Below are 20531 nucleotides of genomic sequence, written 5' to 3'. Positions count from 1 at the left end.
GCGACACGGGCACGCGTGAGCCGGGGCCGTACGGTCAACGCGCGCCCGGCGAAACAGGCACGCACCAGCCAGGCCATACGGTCAGCCCGCGCCCGGCGATACGGGCACGCGTGAGCCGAGGCCGTACGGTCGACGCCAGCCGGCCGATTACGGGCACGCGTCAGCCGGGCCGTACGGTCAGCGCGAGCTGGGCCGGCCCTGGCGTCCGGCGGCCAGCAGGTTCGACGCGGCGCTGCCCAGGTAGGCGATGAAGCTGCCCAGCAGCGGGTTCGGGTTCTCCGGGCGCCAGGCGACGCCGATCTTCCGGTGCAGCCGCAGTCCGGACACCCGGGTGGTCTGCACCCCGGTGGTGTCGGTGACGCCGAGGCTCGGCACCAGCGCGATCCCCATGCCGGCCCGCACCAGGCCCACGATCACCTCGTAGTGGTCGCTGCGGCACCGGATGCGGGGGACGAAGCCCGCCAGCGCGCAGGCCCGTTCCAGCACGGACAGCACCGGCGTACCCGTACCGAACGACGTGATCCACTGCTCTCCGGACAGCTCCTCCAGCCGGACCTGGCTGCGCCGGCCGGCCGGGTGGCCGTCCGGGACCACCAGCAGCTGCGGCTCGTGGAAGAGCTCCTTCACCTCGACGCCCTCCGGCGGCGTCCACGGGTCGAGCGCGTGCTCGAAGATCACCAGCGCGTCGATCGCGCCCTGCTGGACGCTGAGGGCCAGCTCGTGCGGCTGCCCCTCGACCAGGTCCAGCCCGACCGCAGGGTGGCGGCTGGAGAACCGGGACAGCGACTGCGGCAGCAGGTGGTAGCCGGCCGACGCGAAGAAACCGATCCGCAGGTGTCCGGAGTCCGCCCGGGACTGGGCCCGCAGATCCTTCTCGGCCGAGTCGAGCAGGGCCAGGACGTCCTGCCCGCGCAGCGACAGCCGTTGCCCGGCCGAGGTGAGCCGCAGGCTCTGCGCGCTGCGCTCGACCAGGCTGACGCCGGCCTCCTTCTCCAGCTGGGCAAGCTGGTGCGACACGGCGGACGGCGACAGCTTCAGCTCGCGGGCCGCCCCGGCGATGCTCCCGGCCCGGTCGACTTCGGCCAGTATGCGCAGTCGGTGCGTGTTCAACATGGCGGCACCCTACGACGCCGCGCCCCTCCCCGGCCAAGGGGGTGTAACCGAATTCCGTTTGTCCCCGCGCCCGCGCCATGGTCCGGACCTGGGCTGGGCATCTTGACGAAGCCAGCCCCACGCGCGGGGCTCCGCTTCAGCCGTTGCGCCGCGCCGCAGGAGGTCGGCGGGCAACCGGGCGGCCCCGAGGCCGACTTGGACCGGTCCTCCGCGCTGTCCCCACGGGGTGCCCAGGACCGCGGGCGCCGACCCACGACGGGGCCGGACCACGAGGGGTCCGGCCCACCACGGGGCCGGACCCGCCCGGGCGTCACCGCTTGAGGAACTCCAGCAGGTCGGCGTTGAACTTCTCCTTGTCGCCGGGGACCAGGGCGATACCGTGCGAGCCGCCCTCGTAGACCTTGAGGGTGGCGTCGGGGATGATCTTCGCGGACTTGCGGCCGGTAGCGTCGATCGGCACGACCTGGTCGTCGTCGCCGTGCACGACCAGGGTGGGGACGTCGAACTTCTTGAGGTCGTCGGTGAAGTCGGTGTCCGCGAAGGCGTCGACGCAGGCGACGCCGCCCTGGATGGTCTCCTGCATGGCCATGGACCAGAAGGCGTCCTGGTTGCCCTGGGTGACCTTGTTGCCGGGCCGGTTGGCGCCGAAGAAGCCGACCGCGGTGTCCTTCCAGAACTGCGAGCGCTCCTTGAGGATGCCGGCCTTGATCTGGTCGAAGACCTCCTGCGGCGCGCCCTCGGGGTTGCCGGGGCCCTTGAGCATCAGCGGCGGGATGGCGGACAGCAGGACCGCGGACCTGATCCGGGAGGTGCCGTGCCGGCCGATGTAGCGGGCGAGCTCGCCGCCCCCCATGGAGTGCGCGACCAGGGTGACGTCCTGCAGGTCCAGGCCCGTGATCAGGTCGTTGAGGTCGTCGGCGAAGGTGTCCCAGTCGTAACCGTCCCAGACCGGAGTGGAGTGGCCGTGGCCGCGGCGGTCGTGGGCGATGCCGCGGAACCCGGCGTCGGCCACCGCCTTGAGCTGGTCCTGCCACGCGTCGCCGCTCAGCGGCCAGCCGTGGATGAACACCACGGGGCGTCCGCTGCCCCAGTCCTTGTAGAAGATCTCCACGCCGTCGCGGGTAGTGCAGTAAGGCATGATCGCCTCCGGTCCGGAGCCGGGCACACTGCCGCCCGGCCATTGGCGGGGCACACGGCCCCCGGGGGGAATACGGCGCGCCCGCCCGCCAGTGAGCGGAACCACGGCCGTGCCACCCACCCAAACCCACATCCGCCCCACACGACAGCCCAAACCGCCCCCACCAGGGCCACCCGGATGACCCCACCCCCACCTGCCCGCCCGCGCCCCGGACCAGCCAGGGCTTCCCAAGGCGGCACGATGAGCCCGCGCTCACCCGTACGGTGGCCGTCATCGAGCGGGCCGGACACACCGTGGACAGCGAACTGTGGGCGGCCCGACCAAGGCCCTGGTGTCGGTGGCGGCCAACTGCTCCCACCCCGAAGCCGGGCGGCTGCGGCCCGATCAATCCGGGCAAGTGCGCTTCGCACTGCTCGGGCGGTGGCGATGGCGGTGGCCAGGCTGACCGCGAGCAGACGGAAGGCGGAAGTGTGGACGCTGAGCAGGGCCGGCAAGTCGACGCTGTGCTGCGACAGTTGGGCATCCCCGGTGTGGTCGCACCGGAGGACCCGGAGAACGCGGCGGGGCCGTGGCGCGTGTACGACACAGCCGAACCCACCACGCGCCGGGACGTGACCGCCGACGCGCTGGCATCCGTGGCCGCCAAGTTCCAGGAAGAGAATCAGGGGTCAGGACCGACGCGGGGATTCGTCATTCCACCCAAGGACGAGTGACCGCCTGGCGCCGACCGGCATCGCCCACGCAGCCGGGGGCCAAGGTCATCCCCGAGGGGACGCCTGACGGGCTCCGCCGGGGTGGAAGTCGAGAATCGCGTTCCCGTCGGTCCGGCGGCACGCTCCGCCCTGGCCGGCGGCAGCCCATGGGCGGACAGGGCACCCCACTACGCCCGCGGCCGGGCGCACGAGGTGCGGGCCCGTTCGACCGGTACGTCGGGCAGGTGGGTGACGTCGACGGCGCCGACGATGTGGTCGGCCCTCGTCTCGATGGGTGTCCGCTTCGTCTTCACGTACGAGCTGCCCGAGTTGAGGTGGGAGCCGAGGGTCCGGGCGACCCCGCGCAGTGTCGACTTGTCGAGGCCGTCGGCTTCGAGCTCCACGACTGGCCACGCTGCGGCGTCCAACCCGGCTCGCCAAGCTGCCTCGGGTGCCGGCGCCCGCTTGGGTCGCTTCCGCTCGTGGTCGCCGGCTTCGCCCTGCCGTGGGGTCCGCCGGCCGCGCGTGGAACGGCACGGCGACAGCGCCCGGGGCATCTCCCCTGCCGGGGCGCCTCGTTGGAGTGAACGGCGCCCCGTTTCCCTGGTTACGCAGCGCAGTCGTCGGGCACTCTGAGTTGCCAGTATCGGCTTCGTCGAGAAGGACTTTCATGGCTGCCTTCGGGAAATCACCTGTCATCGCCGTGGCGGTTGCCGCGGCTTCCGTCCTCACCGCGGGCGCGGTCGCGGTCGCCGCCCCGGGCAAGGAACATGCCGCTGTCGCCGCCGCCGTACCGGTCGCCGTCGCCCCTTACGCACGGGCGGCAGCGGTCGTCGACCCGGCCGGTCGCCTGGTTCGGGCGAAGGGCATCGCGTCGGTCAAGCGCGTCGCGGTGGGTGAGTACTGCGTGAAGATCTCCGCCTCCGGCTTCGACATCCGGACCGCGGTGCCCCAGGTGTCGTCGAACCTGAACGCCGCCGTGGACTCGATCATCTCCGTGGCCCGTTCCGCACAGGCGCTGTGCGGGAGCAGCAACACGTCGGTACTGGTCAGGACCAGCAGGGGCGCCGCCCGCCAGAACGAGGGCTTCACCCTGACCATCGCCTGATCCCCGCGCCCCGGGCGGGCGGCGGCCTGCTTCTGCCGACCGTCGGCCTGGTCCACGTCACCAGAGCCCCGCGGCGGTGGCGCCGTCGTCCGCCACCGTCGAGGGCGCCGAGGTGTTCAGGCACCCACCACCCCGCACAAAAAACGTCCGGGTCGAAGTGGATCTCGACCCGGACGATCATGGGACTTCCGCTGGTGTCCGAGGGGGGACTTGAACCCCCACGCCCGATAAAGGGCACTAGCACCTCAAGCTAGCGCGTCTGCCATTCCGCCACCCGGACCGGTGGGCGTCGCCGGACCGGTGGGGTCGCGGTGACGAGTCCACGATACCAAGGAATCGGAGTGCTCCTCACCTGGATTCGGGCCGGTGGGAAGGGGCGGGGCGGCCGGTCAGGTCGCGACGCCGAGGGCGTGGTGGACGGTGGCCGGGTCGGTGAGGCAGCTGAGCATGAGGTGGGCGACGTCGGCCCGGGGGACGCTGAAGCCGCCCTTGAGATTGCGGTCGGCCGCCGTGCGGTAGCTGCCCGTGAAGGGCTTGTCGGTGAGGCGGGGCGGGCGCACCACGGTCCAGTCGAGGCCGCTGTCACGCAGCACGTCCTCCATCACGGCGACGTCGGCGAAGACCTTGCCGAGGAAGAACTGCCCGAGCGGCGCGGCCACGTAGCGCATGAAGGTGCCGTCGCCCGGGTCGTGCCGGGGCGGGTGCGGGCGGCCCGGCGAGGGCGTGGTGGACACGGGCGCCGCGCTGACCGCGACGATCCGCCGTACGCCGCTGGTCCGCATCGCCTCCACGATCGCGCGGGTGCCGCTCCCGGTGTGGCCGGCGTCCGCCCGCCCGCGCGGGCCGAACCCCGACAGCACCGCGTCCGCGCCCTTGACGGCGCGTGCCAGCACCTCCGGGTCGGGCGCCGACAGGTCGGCGGTGACCACGTGTACGTCCCGGCCCGCCGCGTCGTCCCGGCCCGCGTGATCGCCCAGCTTGGCGGGGTTGCGGACGACCGCGGTCACCGAGTGGCCGCCGGCCAGTGCCTGCGCCAGCAGTTGCGTGCCGATGCCGCCGGTGGCGGCGAAGATCGCCAGTCTCATGGGTGCTCCCGTGCTCGGGATACGGCCCCGCGGATCGAGGCGCGTCCTACCTATGAGTCGTGCCGCGCGACGGATATGTGACCGCGCCGAACGCAAGCCGTCCGGGTGGACCCGATCACGCCTCGCCCGCGCCGTCCGGCCGCGGCCGCGCCGCGATCGCCCGGTGGTGGCGGACCACCTCGTCGATGATGAAGTTGAGGAACTTCTCCGCGAACGCGGGGTCGAGCCGGGCGTCGGCGGCGAGCCTCCGCAGCCGGGCGATCTGGTCGGCCTCGCGCGCCGGGTCGGCCGGCGGCAGGTCGTGCGCCGCCTTCAACTCCCCCACTTCCTGGGTGCACTTGAAGCGCTCGGCGAGCAAGTGGACGAGGGCCGCGTCAAGGTTGTCGATGCTGCCGCGCAAGGTGCGCAACTTCGCGAGGGCGCGCTCGTTGTCGCCCAGGGTGTGCTCGGCGGCCGACGTCGGCTGGTCTGTCATCTCGGTCTGCCATCCTGGGAAGTCCGTGGTGGTCCGCTTTCCTGCCTGGCACACCCTATGACACGGTGCACGGGCGGCGGGGGGCACCGTGGAGGGAACCACACGACAGTGAACTGACGACGAGAACCGACGAGACCACCAGGACAGGTACGGCATGGGACGGGTCACCGAGCGGCGCCGCGTACTGCGGATCAGGGACGGCGTGGTCGGGCACCGCGCGGACACGCTGGTCGCCGAGGAGCCGCTGGAGATCCGGCTGAACGGCCGGCCGCTGGCGATCACCATGCGCACCCCGGGCGACGACTTCGCGCTGGCGGTCGGCTTCCTGGTCAGCGAAGGGGTGCTGGCCGCGGCGGACGACGTGGCCAATGTCGTGTACTGCGCGGGCGCCACCTCCGACGGCGGGAACACGTACAACGTGGTGGACGTGACCCTCTCCCCCGGCGTCCCGCTCCCCGACATCGCCCTGGAGCGGAACGTGTACACCTCGTCGTCCTGCGGCCTGTGCGGGAAGGCGAGCCTGGACGCGGTGCGCACCGCGACGCGCATGCCACCGGTCGACCCCGAACTGCCGCGGCTGACACCGGAGTTGCTCAGCGCGCTGCCGGACCGGTTGCGCGCGGCGCAGGCGGTGTTCGAACGTACCGGCGGCCTGCACGCGGCAGCGCTGTTCGACGGCGACGGCCTGCTGCTCGACGTCCGCGAGGACGTCGGACGGCACAACGCGGTGGACAAGCTGGTCGGCCGGGCGCTGCGGGAGGGGCTTCTGCCGCTGGCCGGGCGGGTGTTGATGGTGTCGGGCCGGGCCTCCTTCGAGCTGGTGCAGAAGGCGGTGATGGCCGGAATCCCGGTGCTGGCCGCGGTGTCGGCGCCGTCCTCGCTCGCGGTGGACCTCGCCGCGGAGTCGGGACTCACCCTCGTCGGGTTCCTGCGCGGCACTTCGATGAACGTCTACGCGGGGGAAAACCGTTTCGCACCGGAGTCCGAGCAGGCACACTGAGCACCGTGCCCGCGGCCGTCCCGGCTGTGCGCACCGCCCCGCCGTACGCACAGTCCTCGCTGCGCGCACCGCCCCCGCCGTACGCACCGCCCCGCCGCGCACCCCGTCTTCGCCGTACGCACCGCCCCGCCGCGCACCCCGTCTTCGCCGTACGCACCGGGGCGGCCCACACCGAGACCGGGAGCCCGCCGTGTTCGCGCTCAGCGCCGTACTGACCGCACTTCTGCTGCTCGAAGTGGTGCCCTCCGCGCTCGCCGCACTCGCCCGCTTCGGCCCGGGCGTGGAGCGCCTCGACAGCCTCACCCGGCTGGGACTGCGCGAGGGCCGGCACCGCTGGGTGCCGCCGGCCGCCGGCCTGCTCCACACCGCCTGCGCCGTCCTGCTCCTGATCGGCATCTGGCACCCCGGCTACGGCGTCCTCGGCGCCGCGCTCGAAGTCCTCTACTTCGGCTGGGTCCTCGCCCGCCAGCTCGCCGCCGGTGACCGCGGCCGGCCGCTCTTCGCCTACGCGCTCTTCACCGGCTGGTCCGCCTTGGTCCTGCTGGTCGCGGCGCTGCGCCACTGAACGGTCCCACGCCGCTGAACGGTGCTGGGCCGCCGAACCGTCCTGGGCGGCTGAACGGACCGCGCACACCGGCGAGGCCCGTCCACCCGCCGGTCCACCCGGGCGCCGTGAAGGGAGCGGCCCCCGGTCAGCGCCCCACCGAACCGTCATACAACTCGCGCAGGATGTCCGCGTGCCCGGCGTGCCGCCCGGTCTCCTCGATCATGTGCACCAGCACCCACCGCATCGACGGCGGAGCCGTCTCCCGCAGCGAGCGCGCACCGGGCCGCTCCAGGTCCGCGCAGCCGAGCACGACCGCGTCGGCCCGGCGCACCGCCTCGCGGTACGCCGCCGCGGCCGCCTCGACGGTGTCGCCGTCGTCCACGGCCGGTTCGTCGTCCAAGGGCTCGCTCCCCTGCCCCGCGTACGCCCACTCGAACCAGTTCAGCTCGACGGCGGCCATGTGCCGCAGCAGCCCGATCAGGCTGGTGCCGGACGGGACCGCGGGTGTGCGCGCCGCGCTGTCGGGGACGCCCTCGGCCTTGCGGATCAGCGCCTCGCGCAGGTAGCCGAGGAACGTCAGCAGGGTGGTCCGCTCATCGGCGTGCGCCTCCGGCGGACGCAGGTCACCGCGCGGGTCGGGGCGGTCCGCGGCCGACGGCGAACTACCCGTTTCCTGCGGGGAGCCCGGGGGCCGCGGGGAGCCCGGAGCCGGACGGGAGTCCGGGTCCTGCCGGGAGTCCGGGTCCTGCCCGGAGTTCGGTGTCTCCTCGATCATCGGGCAACCCTAGCCGCGGCTCCCCCTGCCGCGCCCACCGTTTTGCGATCACCGCGCACACCATGAGCTGCATCTGGTGGAAGAGCATCAGCGGCAGCACCGCGAGCCCGGCCCCCGCGCCGAACAGCACCGATGCCATCGGCAGCCCTGAGGCCAGGCTCTTCTTGGAGCCGGCGAACACGATGGTGATCCGGTCGGCGCGGCCGAAGCCGAGCGCGCGGGCGCCGTAGGCGGTGGCCGACAGCATCAGGGCCAGCAGCGCGGCCTCGGCCACGACGAGTTCCAGCAGCCGCGGCACGGCCACCTGGTGCCAGATCCCCTCCGCCATGCCCTCACTGAACGCGGTGTAGACGACGAGCAGGATCGAGCCGCGGTCGACGTACCCGAGCACCTTGCGGTACCGCGCGAGCAGCGGCGCCGTCCAGCGGCGCAGCAACTGCCCGGCGAGGAAGGGCGCGAGCAACTGGAGCGCGATGCCGGTGACGGCGTGCCCGCTGATGCCGGCGCTGCCCCCGACCAGCAGGGCGGCCAGCAGCGGGGTGAGCACGATCCCGGCGAGGCTGGAGAAGGAGCCGGCGCAGATCGCGGCGGCCACGTTGCCGCGGGCGATCGAGGTGAAGGCGATCGAGGACTGGATGGTGGACGGCAGCACGCACAGGAACAGGAAGCCCGGGTAGAGCTTCGGCGAGATGACGTACGGGACCAGGCCGTGGGCGGCCAGCCCGAGCAGCGGGAACATCACGAACGTCGCGGCGAGCACGGTCAGGTGCAGCCGCCAGTGCCGCAGTCCGGCCAGCGCCTCCCCGGTGGACAGCCGGCTGCCGTAGAGGAAGAAGAGCAGCCCGACGGCGGCGTCGGAGGCACCGCTCGCCACGTGGGCCCCGCCCCCGGTGGCCGGCAGCAGCGCGGCGAGCAGGACGGTGCAGAGCAGCGCGGCGATGTACGGGTCGACGGGCAGCCGCTTGAGGAGCGTGCCGACGGCACCCATGGGTTGCCTGCGGGGGGCACCGCCGGCCCCGGTCGACGCGGAACCGGTCGGCCCGGGACCACCGGGCACAGGATCAGCGGTACGTCCCGGCGCGGCATCGGCGGGCACGGCGTCGTCGCTCTCGAGAGGGGTGGGCACGGCCCCAGCCTGCCGGTTCGTCCGGTGATCGGGAACCCCGCTCACCGCTCTGACTGTCATCACGAATCGCGATGAGCGACTATGCTGGCTGCCGTGTTCGAACCGGTGCAACTGCGTACGTTCCTGGCCGTCGCCCAGACGCTGAGCTTCACGCAGGCCGCCAAGCGGCTCGACCTGCGGCAGTCCACCGTCAGCCAGCACGTGCGGCGGCTGGAGGAGGCCGCGGGCTGCCGGCTGTTCCTCCGGGACACGCACGGCGTGGACCTCACGGAGGACGGCGAGGCGATGCTCGGCTTCGCCCGCACCATCCTGGCGGCCAACGAGCGGGCGGCCGGCTTCTTCACCGGCACCCGGCTGCGCGGGCGGCTGCGGTTCGGGGTCTCCGAGGACTTCGTGCTGACCCGGCTGCCGGAGATCCTGGCCGCCTTCCGGCACGAACATCCCGAGGTGGACCTGGAGCTGACCGTCGAACTGTCCGGCATCCTGCACCGGATGCTCGACGCGGGGCAGCTGGACCTGTGCCTCGCCAAGCGGCCGGGTCCCGGCGGCCCGGGGCAACTGGTCTTCCAGGACACCCTGGTGTGGATCGGCAGCGAGCGGCTGCGGCTCGACCCGCACCGGCCGGTGCCGCTGATCGCGTTCCCGCCGCCCGGCATCACCCGCGCCCGTGCGCTGGACGTGCTGGAACGGCACGGCCGCGCCTGGCGGGTCGCCTGCACCAGCGCCTCCCTGAGCGGCCTGGTCGCGGCCGCCCGGGCCGGTCTGGGCGTGATGGCCCACGCGCAGTCGCTGGTGCCCGCCGGGCTGGTGCGGCTGCCGCCGCGTACCGCCGGACTGCCGGAACTGGGCGGCGTGGACTTCGTCCTGCTGCACGGCCGCGCGCCCCGCAGCGACCACCCGAGGACCACCGCCCAGGAGGCGGCCGCCGCGCTGTCCCAGGCGCTGCTCGCGGCCGGCGACACCCTTCACCGCCCGCTGCCCTGACCCGGGCGCGGGCACGAACACCGGCAGCGGCACAGGCGCGGGCGGACACCCGCCAGTGACGTGAAAACGCTGGCCAGGCCGCGCCCCGGCGACCTGCGGGTGGAGCGACCGTGGTCGATCCGGGCAGATTTGGTGGAGATCCGTACCGTGTGTCATCGCCGCAATCGGGCCATTCGTGGCCCAGCGGCCCTACTACGTCCGGTAACAGGCGGATGAACTGCATGAACGCCGGCGGAGTGGGTATTCGCTCACACCTCCCGCGGGTGGCGGGGATCAGGTAGCTTACGGGCTCGCAGAGGCCCCCTAGGAGAACACCAGTTGCGTCAGTTCACTGTCCCCCCACTGGTCACGACACCACAGGCGGGAGGGCTGGCCGATGCCGTCTACGGCAACGGCCAGGACCACCCGGACCAGGTGGTGCTCGGGCGCGCGGACGGACAGGGCGGATGGCGGGACGTGACGGCCGCCGAGTTCCGTGACGAGGTGCTCGCGGTGGCCAAGGGGCTGCTCGCGGAGGGCATACGGTTCGGCGACCGCGTCGCGATCATGTCCAGGACCCGCTACGAGTGGACCCTCTTCGACTTCGCGCTGTGGTCGATCGGCGCCCAGCCGGTCCCGGTGTACCCGACCTCCTCCTCCGAGCAGGTGCGCTGGATGCTGCACGACTCGGAGGCCGTCGCGGCGATCGTGGAGCACGGCGACCACGCGATGACGATCGGCGCCGCCGTCGACGAACTCCCCCAACTGACCAGGCTGTGGCAGCTCGACACCGACTGCGTGGCCGAACTGAGCCGGGCCGGACGTCACTTGGGCGACGAGGTGGTGGAGCGGCACCGGCTCGCGGTCACCCCGGACGCGGTCGCCACGATCATCTACACCTCGGGGACGGTCGGCCGCCCCAAGGGCTGCGTGATCACGCACGCCAACTTCATGGCCGAGACCGACAACGTGGTGGCCCGCTGGGAGCCGGTCTTCGCCAGCAAGCCGGGCGAGGAGCCGTCCACCCTGCTGTTCCTGCCGCTCGCCCACGTCTTCGGGCGCATGGTGGAGGTCGGCTGCATCAGGCACCGGGTCAAGCTCGGGCACCAGCCGAGCATGGCCGCCGCCGACCTCATCCCGGACCTGGCCGCCTTCCGGCCGACGTTCGTGCTCGCGGTGCCGTACGTCTTCGAGAAGGTCTTCCAGGGCGCCCGCCGCAAGGCCGAGGCGAGCGGGCGGCTCGGGCCGTTCGAGAAGGCCGTCGACATCGCGGTGCGGTACGCGGAGGCCGCGGAGGCCAAGGCGTTCGGCACCGGCCCGGGCCCCAGCGCGGGCCTGCGCATGCAGCACCAGCTCTACGACAAGCTGGTCTACAGCAAGGTCCGCGCCGCCCTCGGCGGCCGGGTACGGCACGGCATCTCCGGCGGCTCGGCGATGGAACGGCAGCTCGGCCTGTTCTTCGCCGGCGCCGGGGTGACCATCTTCGAGGGCTACGGACTGACCGAGACCACCGCCGCGGCCACCGCGAACCCGCCCGAGCAGACCCGGTTCGGCACGGTCGGGCTGCCCGTGCCCGGCACCACCGTGCTGATCGCCGACGACGGCGAGATCTGGCTCGGCGGCGGGCAGGTCTTCGCGGGCTACCTGAACGACGAGAAGGGCACTGCCGAGGTGCTGCGGGACGGCTGGCTGGCCACCGGCGACATCGGCGCCCTCGACGAAGACGGCTATCTGACCATCACCGGCCGGAAGAAGGAGATCCTGGTCACCAGCGGCGGCAAGAGCGTGTCGCCGACCCCGCTGGAGGACCGGGTGCGCGCCCACCCGCTGGTCGCGCAGTGCGTGGCGGTCGGCAACAACCGCCCCTACGTCGCCGCGTTGGTGACCATCGACCCCGAAGCGGTCGACCACTGGCTGCAGATGCGCGGCAAGCCGCTGGTGCCGCTCGGCCGGCTGGTGCGCGACCCGGACCTGGAAGCGGAGATCCGGCGGGCCGTGGTCGCGGCCAACACCCTTGTCTCACAGGCCGAGTCGATCCGCACCTTCCGCATCCTGGGCGGGCAGTTCTCCGAGGAGCGCGGCACCCTGACGCCGTCGATGAAACTGAAGCGGCGGGCGATCGAGACGGCGTACGCGGCCGAGATCGAAGCGCTGTACCGGGGTTGACGGCCGGTATACGAACCAGCGCGCCGGCAGCGGGAGTTCGGCACGAGTACGGCGACGGGTACGGCCACCGGCTTCACGCGTCACGCGTCACGCGTCACGCGTCACGCGATTCAGGCACCCGGCGCGCGGTCCTGGCCGGGCAACCCGCCCTGCTCGTGGAGTTGACGGGTGGCGGCGCTGAACTCGGCCTGCCAGGTGGACGTCTCGTGCTCGACCTGCCCGCGCACGGCCGCGGTGAGCCGTACGATCAGGGCCAACTGCCGCTCGACCTCGGCGGGTTCGACCGGCGCGTCCGGCGCGGCGGGGGTGGTGGGCCCGGCCCTCAGCACGTCGGCGGCCCACTCCAGCCGGACCTCGCCGAGTTCGAAGCGCAGCGCGTGCGCGACGGTGATGTCCCGCATCCAGCTCGCGGACAGCCCGAAGAAGTGGTCGAAGCCCTTGCAGCCGGCCGCGGCCGCGAGCAGGACGTATCCCCAGCCCTGGCCGGGGGAGCCGGTGGCGGCGGCGCCGAGCGGGATCGCGGTGCCGGCCACCGCGAAGACGATCGCCAGGCCCTGGAGCAGCCGCGACGCGGTCCGCTTGCTCCGCTTGTCGCGCTGGTACCAGTCGATGGCGTCCTCGGCGCCCTGCTCCGCCCATGCGCGCAGGTCGGCGAGGGCCCGGCGCTGGGCGGCCGGGGTGTCGGCCGCGACGGCGGGAAACGGCCGCAGCACCAGGTCCCGGCGGCCCCGCCCGCGCGGTCCGGCCGCCACGCCACCTTCCGTGCCCGCCATGGTCACCACTCCCCTCCCGCCGCACCCCCGTGCGGGTCCCGGCCGTGAGGGTACCGGCCCGCCGCGCCCGGGCGCAGGCGGGACGAAGGAAGCGTGCGGGAGGAGCGGGGACGAAGGTGGCGCGGCGGCGTGAGCGCGAGGGCGTGAGCACGATGGCAGGGGCGTCACCGAGGGGGCCGTACGACCCACGCACCCCAGCACACACGCCCGTTGCACAGCGCCCGCTTTGTAACCCGAGCGCAAGACGCGGGGTGGACCGCCGTTCATCCGGCGCCCGTAGATTCGTCGACATGCTGGACTACGACGTGGAGGCGGCGCGCTACGACGCCACCCGCGGGGGCGTCCCACGTGCGGGCTCGGCGGCCCGGGCGGTGCTCGCCCTGGTCCCGGTGCGGGCCCGCACCCTGCTGGACGTGGGGTGCGGCACCGGGCTGGTGACCGAGCGGTTGCTACGGCCGGGGCTGCGGGTGTTCGGGGTGGACGCGTCGACGGGGATGACCCGGCTCGCGGCCGAACGCCTGTGCAGCGGGCTGGTGCTGGGCGACTGCCGCAGACTGCCGTTCGCCGACGGCTGTCTGGACGCGGTGAGCGCGGTGTGGCTGCTGCACCTGCTGCCGGACGCGGCCGCGGTGGTCGCCGAGTGCGCGCGGGTGCTGCGGCCGGGCGGGGTGTTCGTGGCCACCGTCGACAAGGACGCCGGGCACGACATGGACAGCGACGTCAGCCGGCTCTTGGCGCCCTTCCGGATCACCCCCGCCCACGACACGGCGCTGCGGGTGCAGACGGTGGGCGCCGAGCACGGGTTGCGCCGCTCGGGCGAGGCTCGCTTCACCGGGCACGGCCAGGGGATGTCCCCCGCGCGGGCCGCGGGGAAGGTGGCGCGCGGCGGCTTCGCGTCGACGCTCGCCCTGGACCCGGAGCAGTCCGGGGCGCTGGTCCGGCGGCTGTCGCTGCTACCGGACCCCGAAGTGCCGCGCGCCGACCCGGTGTACCGGCTGCTGGCGCTGCGCAAGGAGGAGTGAGCCGGGGGCCGTTCGGACCGGCCCCCTCCCCGCGCCCCTTCCACCCCGGCCCGCTCGCGCGCCCCTTCCACCCCGGCCCGGTGGAGTGCCTCCCGCGCGCCGGTCAGTGCGACGACTCGCCGTCCTCGGCGTCGGGCGACCCGCCGGCCGACGCCTCCGCCGCCCTGTTCGCCTTGACGATCCTGGCGAGTTCCGCGAGCAGCCATCGCTCGGCTGCTTCGTGGCTGACCCCGAGCGCGGTCAACGCCCTTGCGGAGGGGGCCTGTTCGTCGCTGAGTACGCCGAGCAGGATGTGCTCGGTGCCGATGTAGTTGTGGCCGAGCCGCAGCGCCTCGCGCAACACCAGTTGCAGCGTGCGCTTGGTGGCCGCGCCCACCGGGACATGGCCCATGAGCGGCTGCTCCTCGGTACCCGGAGTGGCGACCGCGCCGCGGATCGCCGCCGGGGTGGTGCCGAGTTCGGCGAACGTGCGGACGGCGAGGGTGTCGGCCTGGTCGAGCAGCCCGAGCACGAGGTGTTCGGGTTCGACCGATGAGTGCCTGGCCATGCGGGCCTCCTTCTCGGCGTCCGCGACGGCCTTGCGGGCCCGCGGGGTGAAGCGGGAGAAGGGCGGCGCCTCGGCGCCCAGGAACTCCAGGTCCGCCGGGGCCTTGGGCACGAACCGCTTCTGCGCGGCCTGCTTGCTGACGCCCATGTGCTGGCCGATGTCGGTCCACGACGCGCCCGCGCGGCGGGCCTGGTCCACGAAGTGGCCGATCAGGTGGTCCGCGACGTCGCCGAGGTGCCCGGCGACGCCCACGGCGTGCTCCAGGTCCTGGAGTGGATCGGCGCCGGGGTGCTGCTGCTTGACGTAGTCGATGAGGTCGTCGAGTCGTACGGGCTGCTGTCCAATCATGCGTCAACCATAGGTTGACGACCCCATGATCGTCAACCACAGGTTGACGATTGGCTCTTTATTGACCGATCGTTCTCGATGGCACTAGGGTCGTCGTCATGGCGAGGACCAAGGAATTCGACCCGGACGCCGTGCTCGACCGGGCCCTGGACCTGTTCTGGCGGCGCGGCTACGAGGCCACCTCCATGGCCGACCTGGTCGAGGCGCTCGGCATCGCGCGGGCGAGCATCTACGGCACGTTCGGCAGCAAGCACGACCTGTACCTGGCCGCGCTCGGCCGCTACCAGCGCGCCCGCGACGACCAGGTGCTCGACGCACTCTCCCGGCCCGGCCCCGCGCTGCCCGCCGTGCGCGCCCTCGTCACCGAATTCGCCGAGCAGGCCGCCGGCGACGACCTGCGGCGCGGCTGCTTCGTCACCAACACCGCGGTGGAGCTCGCACCCCACGACACGGCGGCCGCGCGACGGGTGGAGGCGAGCTGGGACGCCCTGGAGGCGGGCCTGACCTCCGCGCTGCTACGGGCCCGCGCCCAGGGCGAGTTGGCGGCCGGACGCGACCCGCGCGGGCTGGCCCGGATGCTGCTGGTGCTCCTCCAGGGCATCCGCGTGGTGGGCAAGGCCGGGGGCGACGCGGACCGGGCGCGGGACGCGGCGGCCCAGGCGCTCACCCTGCTGGACTGAGCGGCCGGGCGACGGATCGTACGGACCCGGGCCCGCCGCGCACCACTTCCGAACCCTTGCTCTGCGCCCATGCTTCGAGGCCTTGCTTCGAGCCCTTGCGGCCATTTTCGAGAACGATCGTTCCAGATAAGAAACCATGTGGGAGGGAACCCGTCATGACCGGGGAGTCCAGGATCTTCGACGGCCGGGCGGTGCTGGTCACCGGTGGCGGCACCGGAATCGGCCGGGCCGTCGCGCGCGCCTTCGCCCGCCACGGCGCCCGGGTGGCCGTCGCGGGCCGCACCGAGCGCACCCTGAAGGAGACCGTCGCGCTCATCGAGGCCGAAGGCGGCGAGGCGGCCGCCCTCACCGCGGACGTCACCAGCGCGGCGGAGGTGAGCGCGCTGGTCGTCGGCACCGTACGGCGCTTCGGCGGGCTCGACGTCGCCGTCAACAACGTCGGGGTCTTCCCGCCGCCCGCGGCCGTCGCCGACATCACCGAGGAGCAGTGGCACCACGCGCTGGACACGAACCTCACCGGGATCTGGCTGTCGATGAAGTACGAGATCGCCTACATGCGGGAGCACGGCGGCGGCGCCGTGGTCAACATCGCCTCGAACATCGGGGCGCACCGCCGCGCGCCCGGCCTCGGCGCGTACGCCGCGAGCAAGGCGGCGGTGAGCGTGCTCACCAGGACCGCGGCGCTGGACCACCTCCGCGACGGCGTACGGATCAACGCGGTCAGCCCCGGGCCCGTGGACACCCCGATGTCCAGCCGGCCCGGCGAGACGCCCGAGCAGAAGGCGGCCCGGCTGCGCGACGAGCTGCCGCTCGGCCGCGCGTCCTCCCCCGAGGAGATCGCCGCCGCCGTGCTGCACCTGGCATCCCCCGCGGCGGCGTCCACCGTCGGCGCCGACCTGGTGCTGGACGGAGCCGCGACGGCGTAGCCGGCGGATGCCGCGCGGCCGGGGAACCGCGCGGCCCGCTCCTGGCGGTGGGCGCCGCCCCGTCCCGGCCTACCCGTTGCCGCCGTTGGCGTCGATCATCCGGCCGCCGACCGGATCGGCGGGGCGGCAGGCGGCGGCCCGGCCGGGCACCGGCGCGGAGACCGGCGGCGCTCCCCCCGTCCCCGGGGCACGCGCGGGCGGGGCGGCCTGGGCGGGCAGCCCCGGGGTGCCCGGCGCGGCGGCGAGCCAGTCGTGGAAGAGGTGGTGCAGGGCCTCCGCGCCGACCAACGGCCGTGCGGGCAGCGAAAGTTCGACCGGGTGGAGCAGGAACGGACGGGTCTGCGGGCCGCCGAGGCCGCCGTGCGAGCCGGCCTGCTCCTCGAAGGCGTGCACCGTGCCCTTCTGCTGGTCGCACGCGGAGTTGACCATCAGGTCGGCGGTGTGCGGGAAGGCGTCCGCGCGCAGCACGGCCGCGGCGGCGCCCGGCCCGAACGGCGCCAGCGGGTCGGTCCCGGTCACCCGCCCGGTGGCCAGCTCGCGCGAGCCGTCGCGGCCGAGGACGACCGGGCCGCGCGCGGCGCTGCGCACCAGGACGAAGCCGATCCCGGGGTGCCCGGTGAGCGTCGGCAGCAGGTCGGGGCAGCGCCGCTCCAACTCCTCCAGCGTGGCCCGGCCGGCGATGTCGGGGAAGGCGACCAGCCCGAGGTTCCCCGAGGCGAGCACCACCGGCTCGGACGGCGGCCCGTCGCACTCCGCCTCCTCCGCCCGCCTGCCGCGCTCGGGGCGCCGCAGCGCGGTCCGCGCCGCCGTACGCGCCTCCGCGCCGCCGCCCCGCCGCGCGCTGCGCCGCCCACCCGCCGCGGCGCTGTCCGCGAGGCCGCACCCGGCCCGTACCAGCGCGCGCAGGCCCGTTCCGTACGCGCCCTCGAAGGTCTCCCCCGCGCTCTGGCCGTGATCGGAGAGCAGCACGATCCGGTACGGGCGCGGGGCGTAGCGGGAGGAGTCGGCGATCAGCCGGACCGAGCGGTCGAGCCGGGCCAGCACCTTGCGGGCGTCGCGGCTGCGCGGCCCGGAGTGGTGGGCGACCTCGTCGTAGGCGACCAGGTCGGCGTAGACCGCGGTGCGCCCGGCGAGCATGTCGCCGATGACGGCCGCGACCGCCACGTCGCGCTCGACGACCGTCGCGAACGCCCGCAGCAGCGGGTAGAGGCCGCCGCGCTTGATCCGCGGCCGGTCGCGCCGCAGCCGGGCCGCGGTGGACTCGCCTATCTCCCGGCCGACTTCGGCGGCGAACGACCAGGCGGTGCGCACGGCGTTCGCCGGGTCGGAGAAGTAGGCGAAGTAACCGGACCGGGACCGGGTGAACTTCGCCCGCTGCGCCGCCACCGACATCACCAGCGCGGACTGCTCGGCGCCACCGGTGAAGAGGTTGCCGCGGCTGGCCCCGTCGTCGGCGAGCAGCCCGCCGCAGCCGGTGCGCCGCACCGCCCGCCGCTCCAACTCCGCGGCGCTGGAAGGGCGGTTGCAGACCATCACCTGCCCGGTCTCCTTCTCGTACCAGCGGAAGGCGGGGACGTCGTGGTTGCTGCCGTGCAGGATCGCGAGCTGGCTGGCGCCGGTCTGGCTGCTCCAGTCCGTGCGCCAGGGGGCGAGCCGGTGGGTGCTGCCGAGCCAGGAGGCGACGGTGGGCATCGCGGGCGGGGTGGAGGTGAGCGCGTCGCGCAGCACGTCGTGGCCGACGCCGTCGAGTTGGAGGAAGACGGTGCCCGGGGTGGTGGGCAGCGGCGGGTCGCCGGCGTGCCGCCGCCCGCGGCCGGCCAGCCGGGCCAGCCGGCGCCCGTAGGCGGCGTCGTCGCGTACGGCGAGCGCGGTGCTGGTCGTCGAGGACGCGGCGGACATGACGGCGGCGATCACCACGGCGGTGGCCGGCGTGACCTCGCCGCGGCCGTGCGGAGTCAGGCTCAAGGCGACCAGCAGCAGCGAGCCGTTGAGGAAGAACACCAGCGCGCCCAGCACCAGCGCGGGCACCAGCAGCAGCGCGCGGACCAGCAGCGGCCACACCAGCGCGCTGAGCACGCCGAACGCGCCCGCCCCGAGCCCCGCGGTGACCGCGATCTGGGTGGGACTGTCCCCGCCTGGCGACTCCAGCCGGAAGTCGGGCAGCACCGCGGCGAGTACGGCGAGCGTCGCGGAGGCGACCACCCACACGGCGAGAACGCGGCCGACGGTCCGCACGGCGCTGCGCCTCGCGGCCCGTCTCCGACTCTCTCCCGGCTGAGGCACCTCTCCAGACTGCCATATCCGCAGGTCTGCTCAGGTCCGACGGGTGATCGGCGGCGGAACAGGGCATACGCTCAAGGTCGGCGGCCGAACGGCGGCGCGAGCAGCCGGGCCCGCCGGGTCCGGCAGGCCGGATCGGGCGGTCGTCAGGAGTGGCCGGGAAGGGCGTGGCGGCGTGGTGGTGGAGATCACGTGGTGGGGGCACGCCACGGTGACCGTGCAGGACTCGGGCGTACGGGTGCTCACCGACCCGCTGTTCGTACGGCGGTTGGCGCACCTGCGCAGGCGGCGCGGCGCGCTGCCCACCCCGCAGGCCGTCCGGGCGGACGTGGTGCTGGTCTCGCACCTGCACGCCGATCATCTGCACGTCGGTTCGCTGGCGCGGCTCGCGCCGGGCACCACCGTGCTGCTGCCGCGCGGCGCGCAGGACGCGGTACCGGCGCTGCGGCGGGTACGGGACCGGCTGCGGCTGGTCGAGGTCGCCGCGGGGGACGTGGTGGAGTTCGGCGGGCTGGCGGTGCGGGCGGTGCCGGCCGCGCACGACGGGCGGCGGCTGCCGTACGGGCCGCAGCGGGCCGCGCCGCTCGGGTATGTACTGGCGGGCGAGGCGCGGACGTACTTCGCCGGGGACACCGGGCTCTTCGACGGGATGGCCGAGGCGGTCGGGCCGTGCGACATCGCGCTGCTGCCGGTGGGGGGTTGGGGTCCCTTCCTGGGGCCAGGGCACCTCAACGCCGAGCGGGCGGCGCGGGCGCTGGCCGAACTGGCGCCCAAGGCGGCGGTGCCGGTGCACTACGGCACGTACTGGCCGATCGGGATGGAGGCGGTCCGGCCGCACGAGTTCCACACGCCAGGCGAGGAGTTCGAACGGTTCGCCGCCGAACTGGCCCCGGGCGTGGCGGTGCACCGTCCGGCGCACGGGCACAGCGTGCGGGTCACCGACGTGGGCCGGGCCGGAAAGGGGAGCGGCGGGTGATCGGCTTCCTGGCCGCGGCGGCGGCGCACTCCGCCACGCACCCGGCGGCGTCGCAGGGCACCCAGTCGGCGATCGGCTACCCGTCGCTCTTCTTCCTGGTGGTGCTCGGCTCGCTGGTGCCGGTGATACCGACCGGCGCGCTGGTGTCCGGGGCGGCGGTGGTCGCGTTCCACCAGACCGAGCCGGTCGCGCTGGCCTTCGTCTTCGCGGTGGCGTCGGTGGCGGCGTTCATCGGCGACGTGGCGCTGTACTGGCTGGGGCTGCGCGGGGTGCGCTCGCGGAACGGCTCGCGCTGGCTGCACCGGCTCCAGGAGCGCTCGGAACAGGGCACGTTGGAGCGGGCGGAGCGGCAACTGGACCGGCACGGGGCGGCGGTGCTGGTGCTGTCCCGGCTGGTGCCGGCCGGCCGCATCCCGGTGATGGTGGCGTGCCTGCTGGCGGAGATGCCGATGCGGCGCTTCGTACGCGGCGACATTCCCGCGTGCCTGGCGTGGGCGGCGGCGTACCAGCTCATCGGGATACTCGGCGGGTCGCTCTTCGACAAGCCGTGGCAGGGGGTGGCGCTGGCGGTGGCGCTGACCCTCGTGATCGCGGTGGGGCCCGCGATCAGCGGGCGGGTACGGAAGGTGCGGCAGGCCCGCGGGGAACGCGGAGCGCACGGGGACGGGCCGGAGCAGCCGCGTACGGCGCCGTGACGGCGGGGAGTTCGGGGTGTTCGGGGCCTTGCGGGCGCAGGGTTTTTCGGGCCACACCGGTAAGGGGCGGTCGCCCTGGTGCGCGGTCCTTACCGG

The 20531-nt window shown here is 73.9% G+C and carries 21 protein-coding genes and 1 tRNA gene; 11 read left to right on the top strand and 11 right to left on the bottom strand.

All coding sequences use genetic code 11. The annotated features are described in order from the left end of the window. Nucleotides 1-177: 177 nt before the first annotated feature. Together OG370_RS34225 and OG370_RS34220 are read right to left on the bottom strand one after the other, a co-directional pair. Nucleotides 178-1113, bottom strand: coding sequence for a LysR family transcriptional regulator (locus OG370_RS34225; protein ID WP_328471150.1), 936 nt, complete (start codon nt 1111-1113; stop codon nt 178-180). 310 nt (nt 1114-1423) lie between these two features. Beyond that, nucleotides 1424-2251: an alpha/beta fold hydrolase gene (locus OG370_RS34220; RefSeq protein ID WP_328471148.1), complete on the bottom strand. Its 828-nt coding sequence runs from the start codon at nt 2249-2251 to the stop codon at nt 1424-1426. A gap of 470 nt (nt 2252-2721) precedes the next feature. Here OG370_RS34220 and OG370_RS34215 point away from each other — a divergent pair, with 470 nt between their 5' ends. Then, nucleotides 2722-2964: a hypothetical protein gene (locus OG370_RS34215; RefSeq protein WP_328471146.1), complete on the top strand. Its 243-nt coding sequence runs from the start codon at nt 2722-2724 to the stop codon at nt 2962-2964. A 167-nt stretch (nt 2965-3131) separates the two neighbouring features. On the opposite strand, the gene OG370_RS34210 is transcribed toward OG370_RS34215, so the two are convergent. After that, on the bottom strand, nt 3132-3347 hold the full coding sequence (locus OG370_RS34210; protein WP_328471144.1) for a hypothetical protein: 216 nt from the start codon (nt 3345-3347) through the stop codon (nt 3132-3134). Between the two features lie 266 nt (nt 3348-3613). Here OG370_RS34210 and OG370_RS34205 point away from each other — a divergent pair, with 266 nt between their 5' ends. Beyond that, complete coding sequence (locus OG370_RS34205; RefSeq protein WP_328471142.1) at nt 3614-4051, top strand: hypothetical protein; 438 nt, start codon at nt 3614-3616, stop codon at nt 4049-4051. A gap of 192 nt (nt 4052-4243) precedes the next feature. On the opposite strand, the gene OG370_RS34200 is transcribed toward OG370_RS34205, so the two are convergent. The 3 genes from OG370_RS34200 to OG370_RS34190 all read right to left on the bottom strand — a co-directional run bounded on the left by OG370_RS34200 (nt 4244) and on the right by OG370_RS34190 (nt 5611). After that, a tRNA-Leu gene (locus tag OG370_RS34200) sits at nt 4244-4331 on the bottom strand. 109 nt (nt 4332-4440) lie between these two features. After that, entirely contained in the window at nt 4441-5136 is a 696-nt protein-coding gene (locus OG370_RS34195; RefSeq protein ID WP_328471140.1) for an NAD(P)-dependent oxidoreductase, read from the bottom strand. 115 nt (nt 5137-5251) lie between these two features. Then, nucleotides 5252-5611: a chorismate mutase gene (locus OG370_RS34190; protein WP_328471138.1), complete on the bottom strand. Its 360-nt coding sequence runs from the start codon at nt 5609-5611 to the stop codon at nt 5252-5254. A 154-nt stretch (nt 5612-5765) separates the two neighbouring features. Here OG370_RS34190 and fdhD point away from each other — a divergent pair, with 154 nt between their 5' ends. After that, nucleotides 5766-6611, top strand: a complete 846-nt coding sequence (gene fdhD, locus OG370_RS34185; RefSeq protein ID WP_328471136.1) for a formate dehydrogenase accessory sulfurtransferase FdhD — start codon at nt 5766-5768, stop codon at nt 6609-6611. Nucleotides 6612-6801: 190 nt separating this feature from the next. Continuing rightward, nucleotides 6802-7176, top strand: a complete 375-nt coding sequence (locus OG370_RS34180) for a DoxX family protein (protein WP_328471134.1) — start codon at nt 6802-6804, stop codon at nt 7174-7176. A 127-nt stretch (nt 7177-7303) separates the two neighbouring features. On the opposite strand, the gene OG370_RS34175 is transcribed toward OG370_RS34180, so the two are convergent. Then, complete coding sequence (locus OG370_RS34175) at nt 7304-7933, bottom strand: DinB family protein (RefSeq protein WP_328471132.1); 630 nt, start codon at nt 7931-7933, stop codon at nt 7304-7306. Next, nucleotides 7821-8921: a bile acid:sodium symporter family protein gene (locus tag OG370_RS34170; protein WP_328474690.1), complete on the bottom strand. Its 1101-nt coding sequence runs from the start codon at nt 8919-8921 to the stop codon at nt 7821-7823. The genes OG370_RS34175 and OG370_RS34170 overlap by 113 nt, the downstream gene beginning before the upstream one ends. A gap of 219 nt (nt 8922-9140) precedes the next feature. Here OG370_RS34170 and OG370_RS34165 point away from each other — a divergent pair, with 219 nt between their 5' ends. After that, a complete protein-coding gene (locus OG370_RS34165; RefSeq protein ID WP_443060798.1) occupies nt 9141-10043 on the top strand; it encodes a LysR substrate-binding domain-containing protein in 903 nt (300 codons plus the stop codon). Nucleotides 10044-10361: 318 nt separating this feature from the next. Next, nucleotides 10362-12188, top strand: coding sequence for an AMP-dependent synthetase/ligase (locus OG370_RS34160; RefSeq protein ID WP_328471130.1), 1827 nt, complete (start codon nt 10362-10364; stop codon nt 12186-12188). Nucleotides 12189-12298: 110 nt separating this feature from the next. On the opposite strand, the gene OG370_RS34155 is transcribed toward OG370_RS34160, so the two are convergent. Next, nucleotides 12299-12961: an SLATT domain-containing protein gene (locus OG370_RS34155; RefSeq protein ID WP_328471128.1), complete on the bottom strand. Its 663-nt coding sequence runs from the start codon at nt 12959-12961 to the stop codon at nt 12299-12301. A 290-nt stretch (nt 12962-13251) separates the two neighbouring features. Here OG370_RS34155 and OG370_RS34150 point away from each other — a divergent pair, with 290 nt between their 5' ends. Continuing rightward, nucleotides 13252-13983 (top strand): class I SAM-dependent methyltransferase, encoded by a 732-nt coding sequence (locus OG370_RS34150; protein WP_328471126.1) that lies wholly within the window; start codon nt 13252-13254, stop codon nt 13981-13983. Nucleotides 13984-14086: 103 nt separating this feature from the next. Here OG370_RS34150 and OG370_RS34145 read toward each other — a convergent pair whose 3' ends face one another. Beyond that, nucleotides 14087-14878, bottom strand: a complete 792-nt coding sequence (locus tag OG370_RS34145; RefSeq protein ID WP_328471124.1) for a Clp protease N-terminal domain-containing protein — start codon at nt 14876-14878, stop codon at nt 14087-14089. 98 nt (nt 14879-14976) lie between these two features. Here OG370_RS34145 and OG370_RS34140 point away from each other — a divergent pair, with 98 nt between their 5' ends. Together OG370_RS34140 and OG370_RS34135 are read left to right on the top strand one after the other, a co-directional pair. Beyond that, nucleotides 14977-15558, top strand: coding sequence for a TetR/AcrR family transcriptional regulator (locus tag OG370_RS34140; RefSeq protein ID WP_328471122.1), 582 nt, complete (start codon nt 14977-14979; stop codon nt 15556-15558). Between the two features lie 155 nt (nt 15559-15713). Beyond that, a complete protein-coding gene (locus tag OG370_RS34135) occupies nt 15714-16484 on the top strand; it encodes an SDR family NAD(P)-dependent oxidoreductase (RefSeq protein ID WP_328471120.1) in 771 nt (256 codons plus the stop codon). Nucleotides 16485-16553: 69 nt separating this feature from the next. On the opposite strand, the gene OG370_RS34130 is transcribed toward OG370_RS34135, so the two are convergent. Continuing rightward, a complete protein-coding gene (locus tag OG370_RS34130; RefSeq protein WP_328471118.1) occupies nt 16554-18719 on the bottom strand; it encodes a phage holin family protein in 2166 nt (721 codons plus the stop codon). Between the two features lie 220 nt (nt 18720-18939). On the opposite strand from OG370_RS34130, the gene OG370_RS34125 reads away from it, so the two are divergent. Next, on the top strand, nt 18940-19740 hold the full coding sequence (locus OG370_RS34125) for an MBL fold metallo-hydrolase (protein WP_328471116.1): 801 nt from the start codon (nt 18940-18942) through the stop codon (nt 19738-19740). Beyond that, nucleotides 19740-20435: a DedA family protein gene (locus tag OG370_RS34120; RefSeq protein WP_328474686.1), complete on the top strand. Its 696-nt coding sequence runs from the start codon at nt 19740-19742 to the stop codon at nt 20433-20435. The genes OG370_RS34125 and OG370_RS34120 overlap by 1 nt, the downstream gene beginning before the upstream one ends. Nucleotides 20436-20531 lie beyond the last annotated feature (96 nt).

It is taken from the genome of Streptomyces sp. NBC_00448 (assembly GCF_036014115.1).
GTDB lineage: Bacteria > Actinomycetota > Actinomycetes > Streptomycetales > Streptomycetaceae > Actinacidiphila.
Note: the sequence above shows the minus strand (reverse complement) of the source record. Positions and strands in the feature narration are given on the sequence as shown.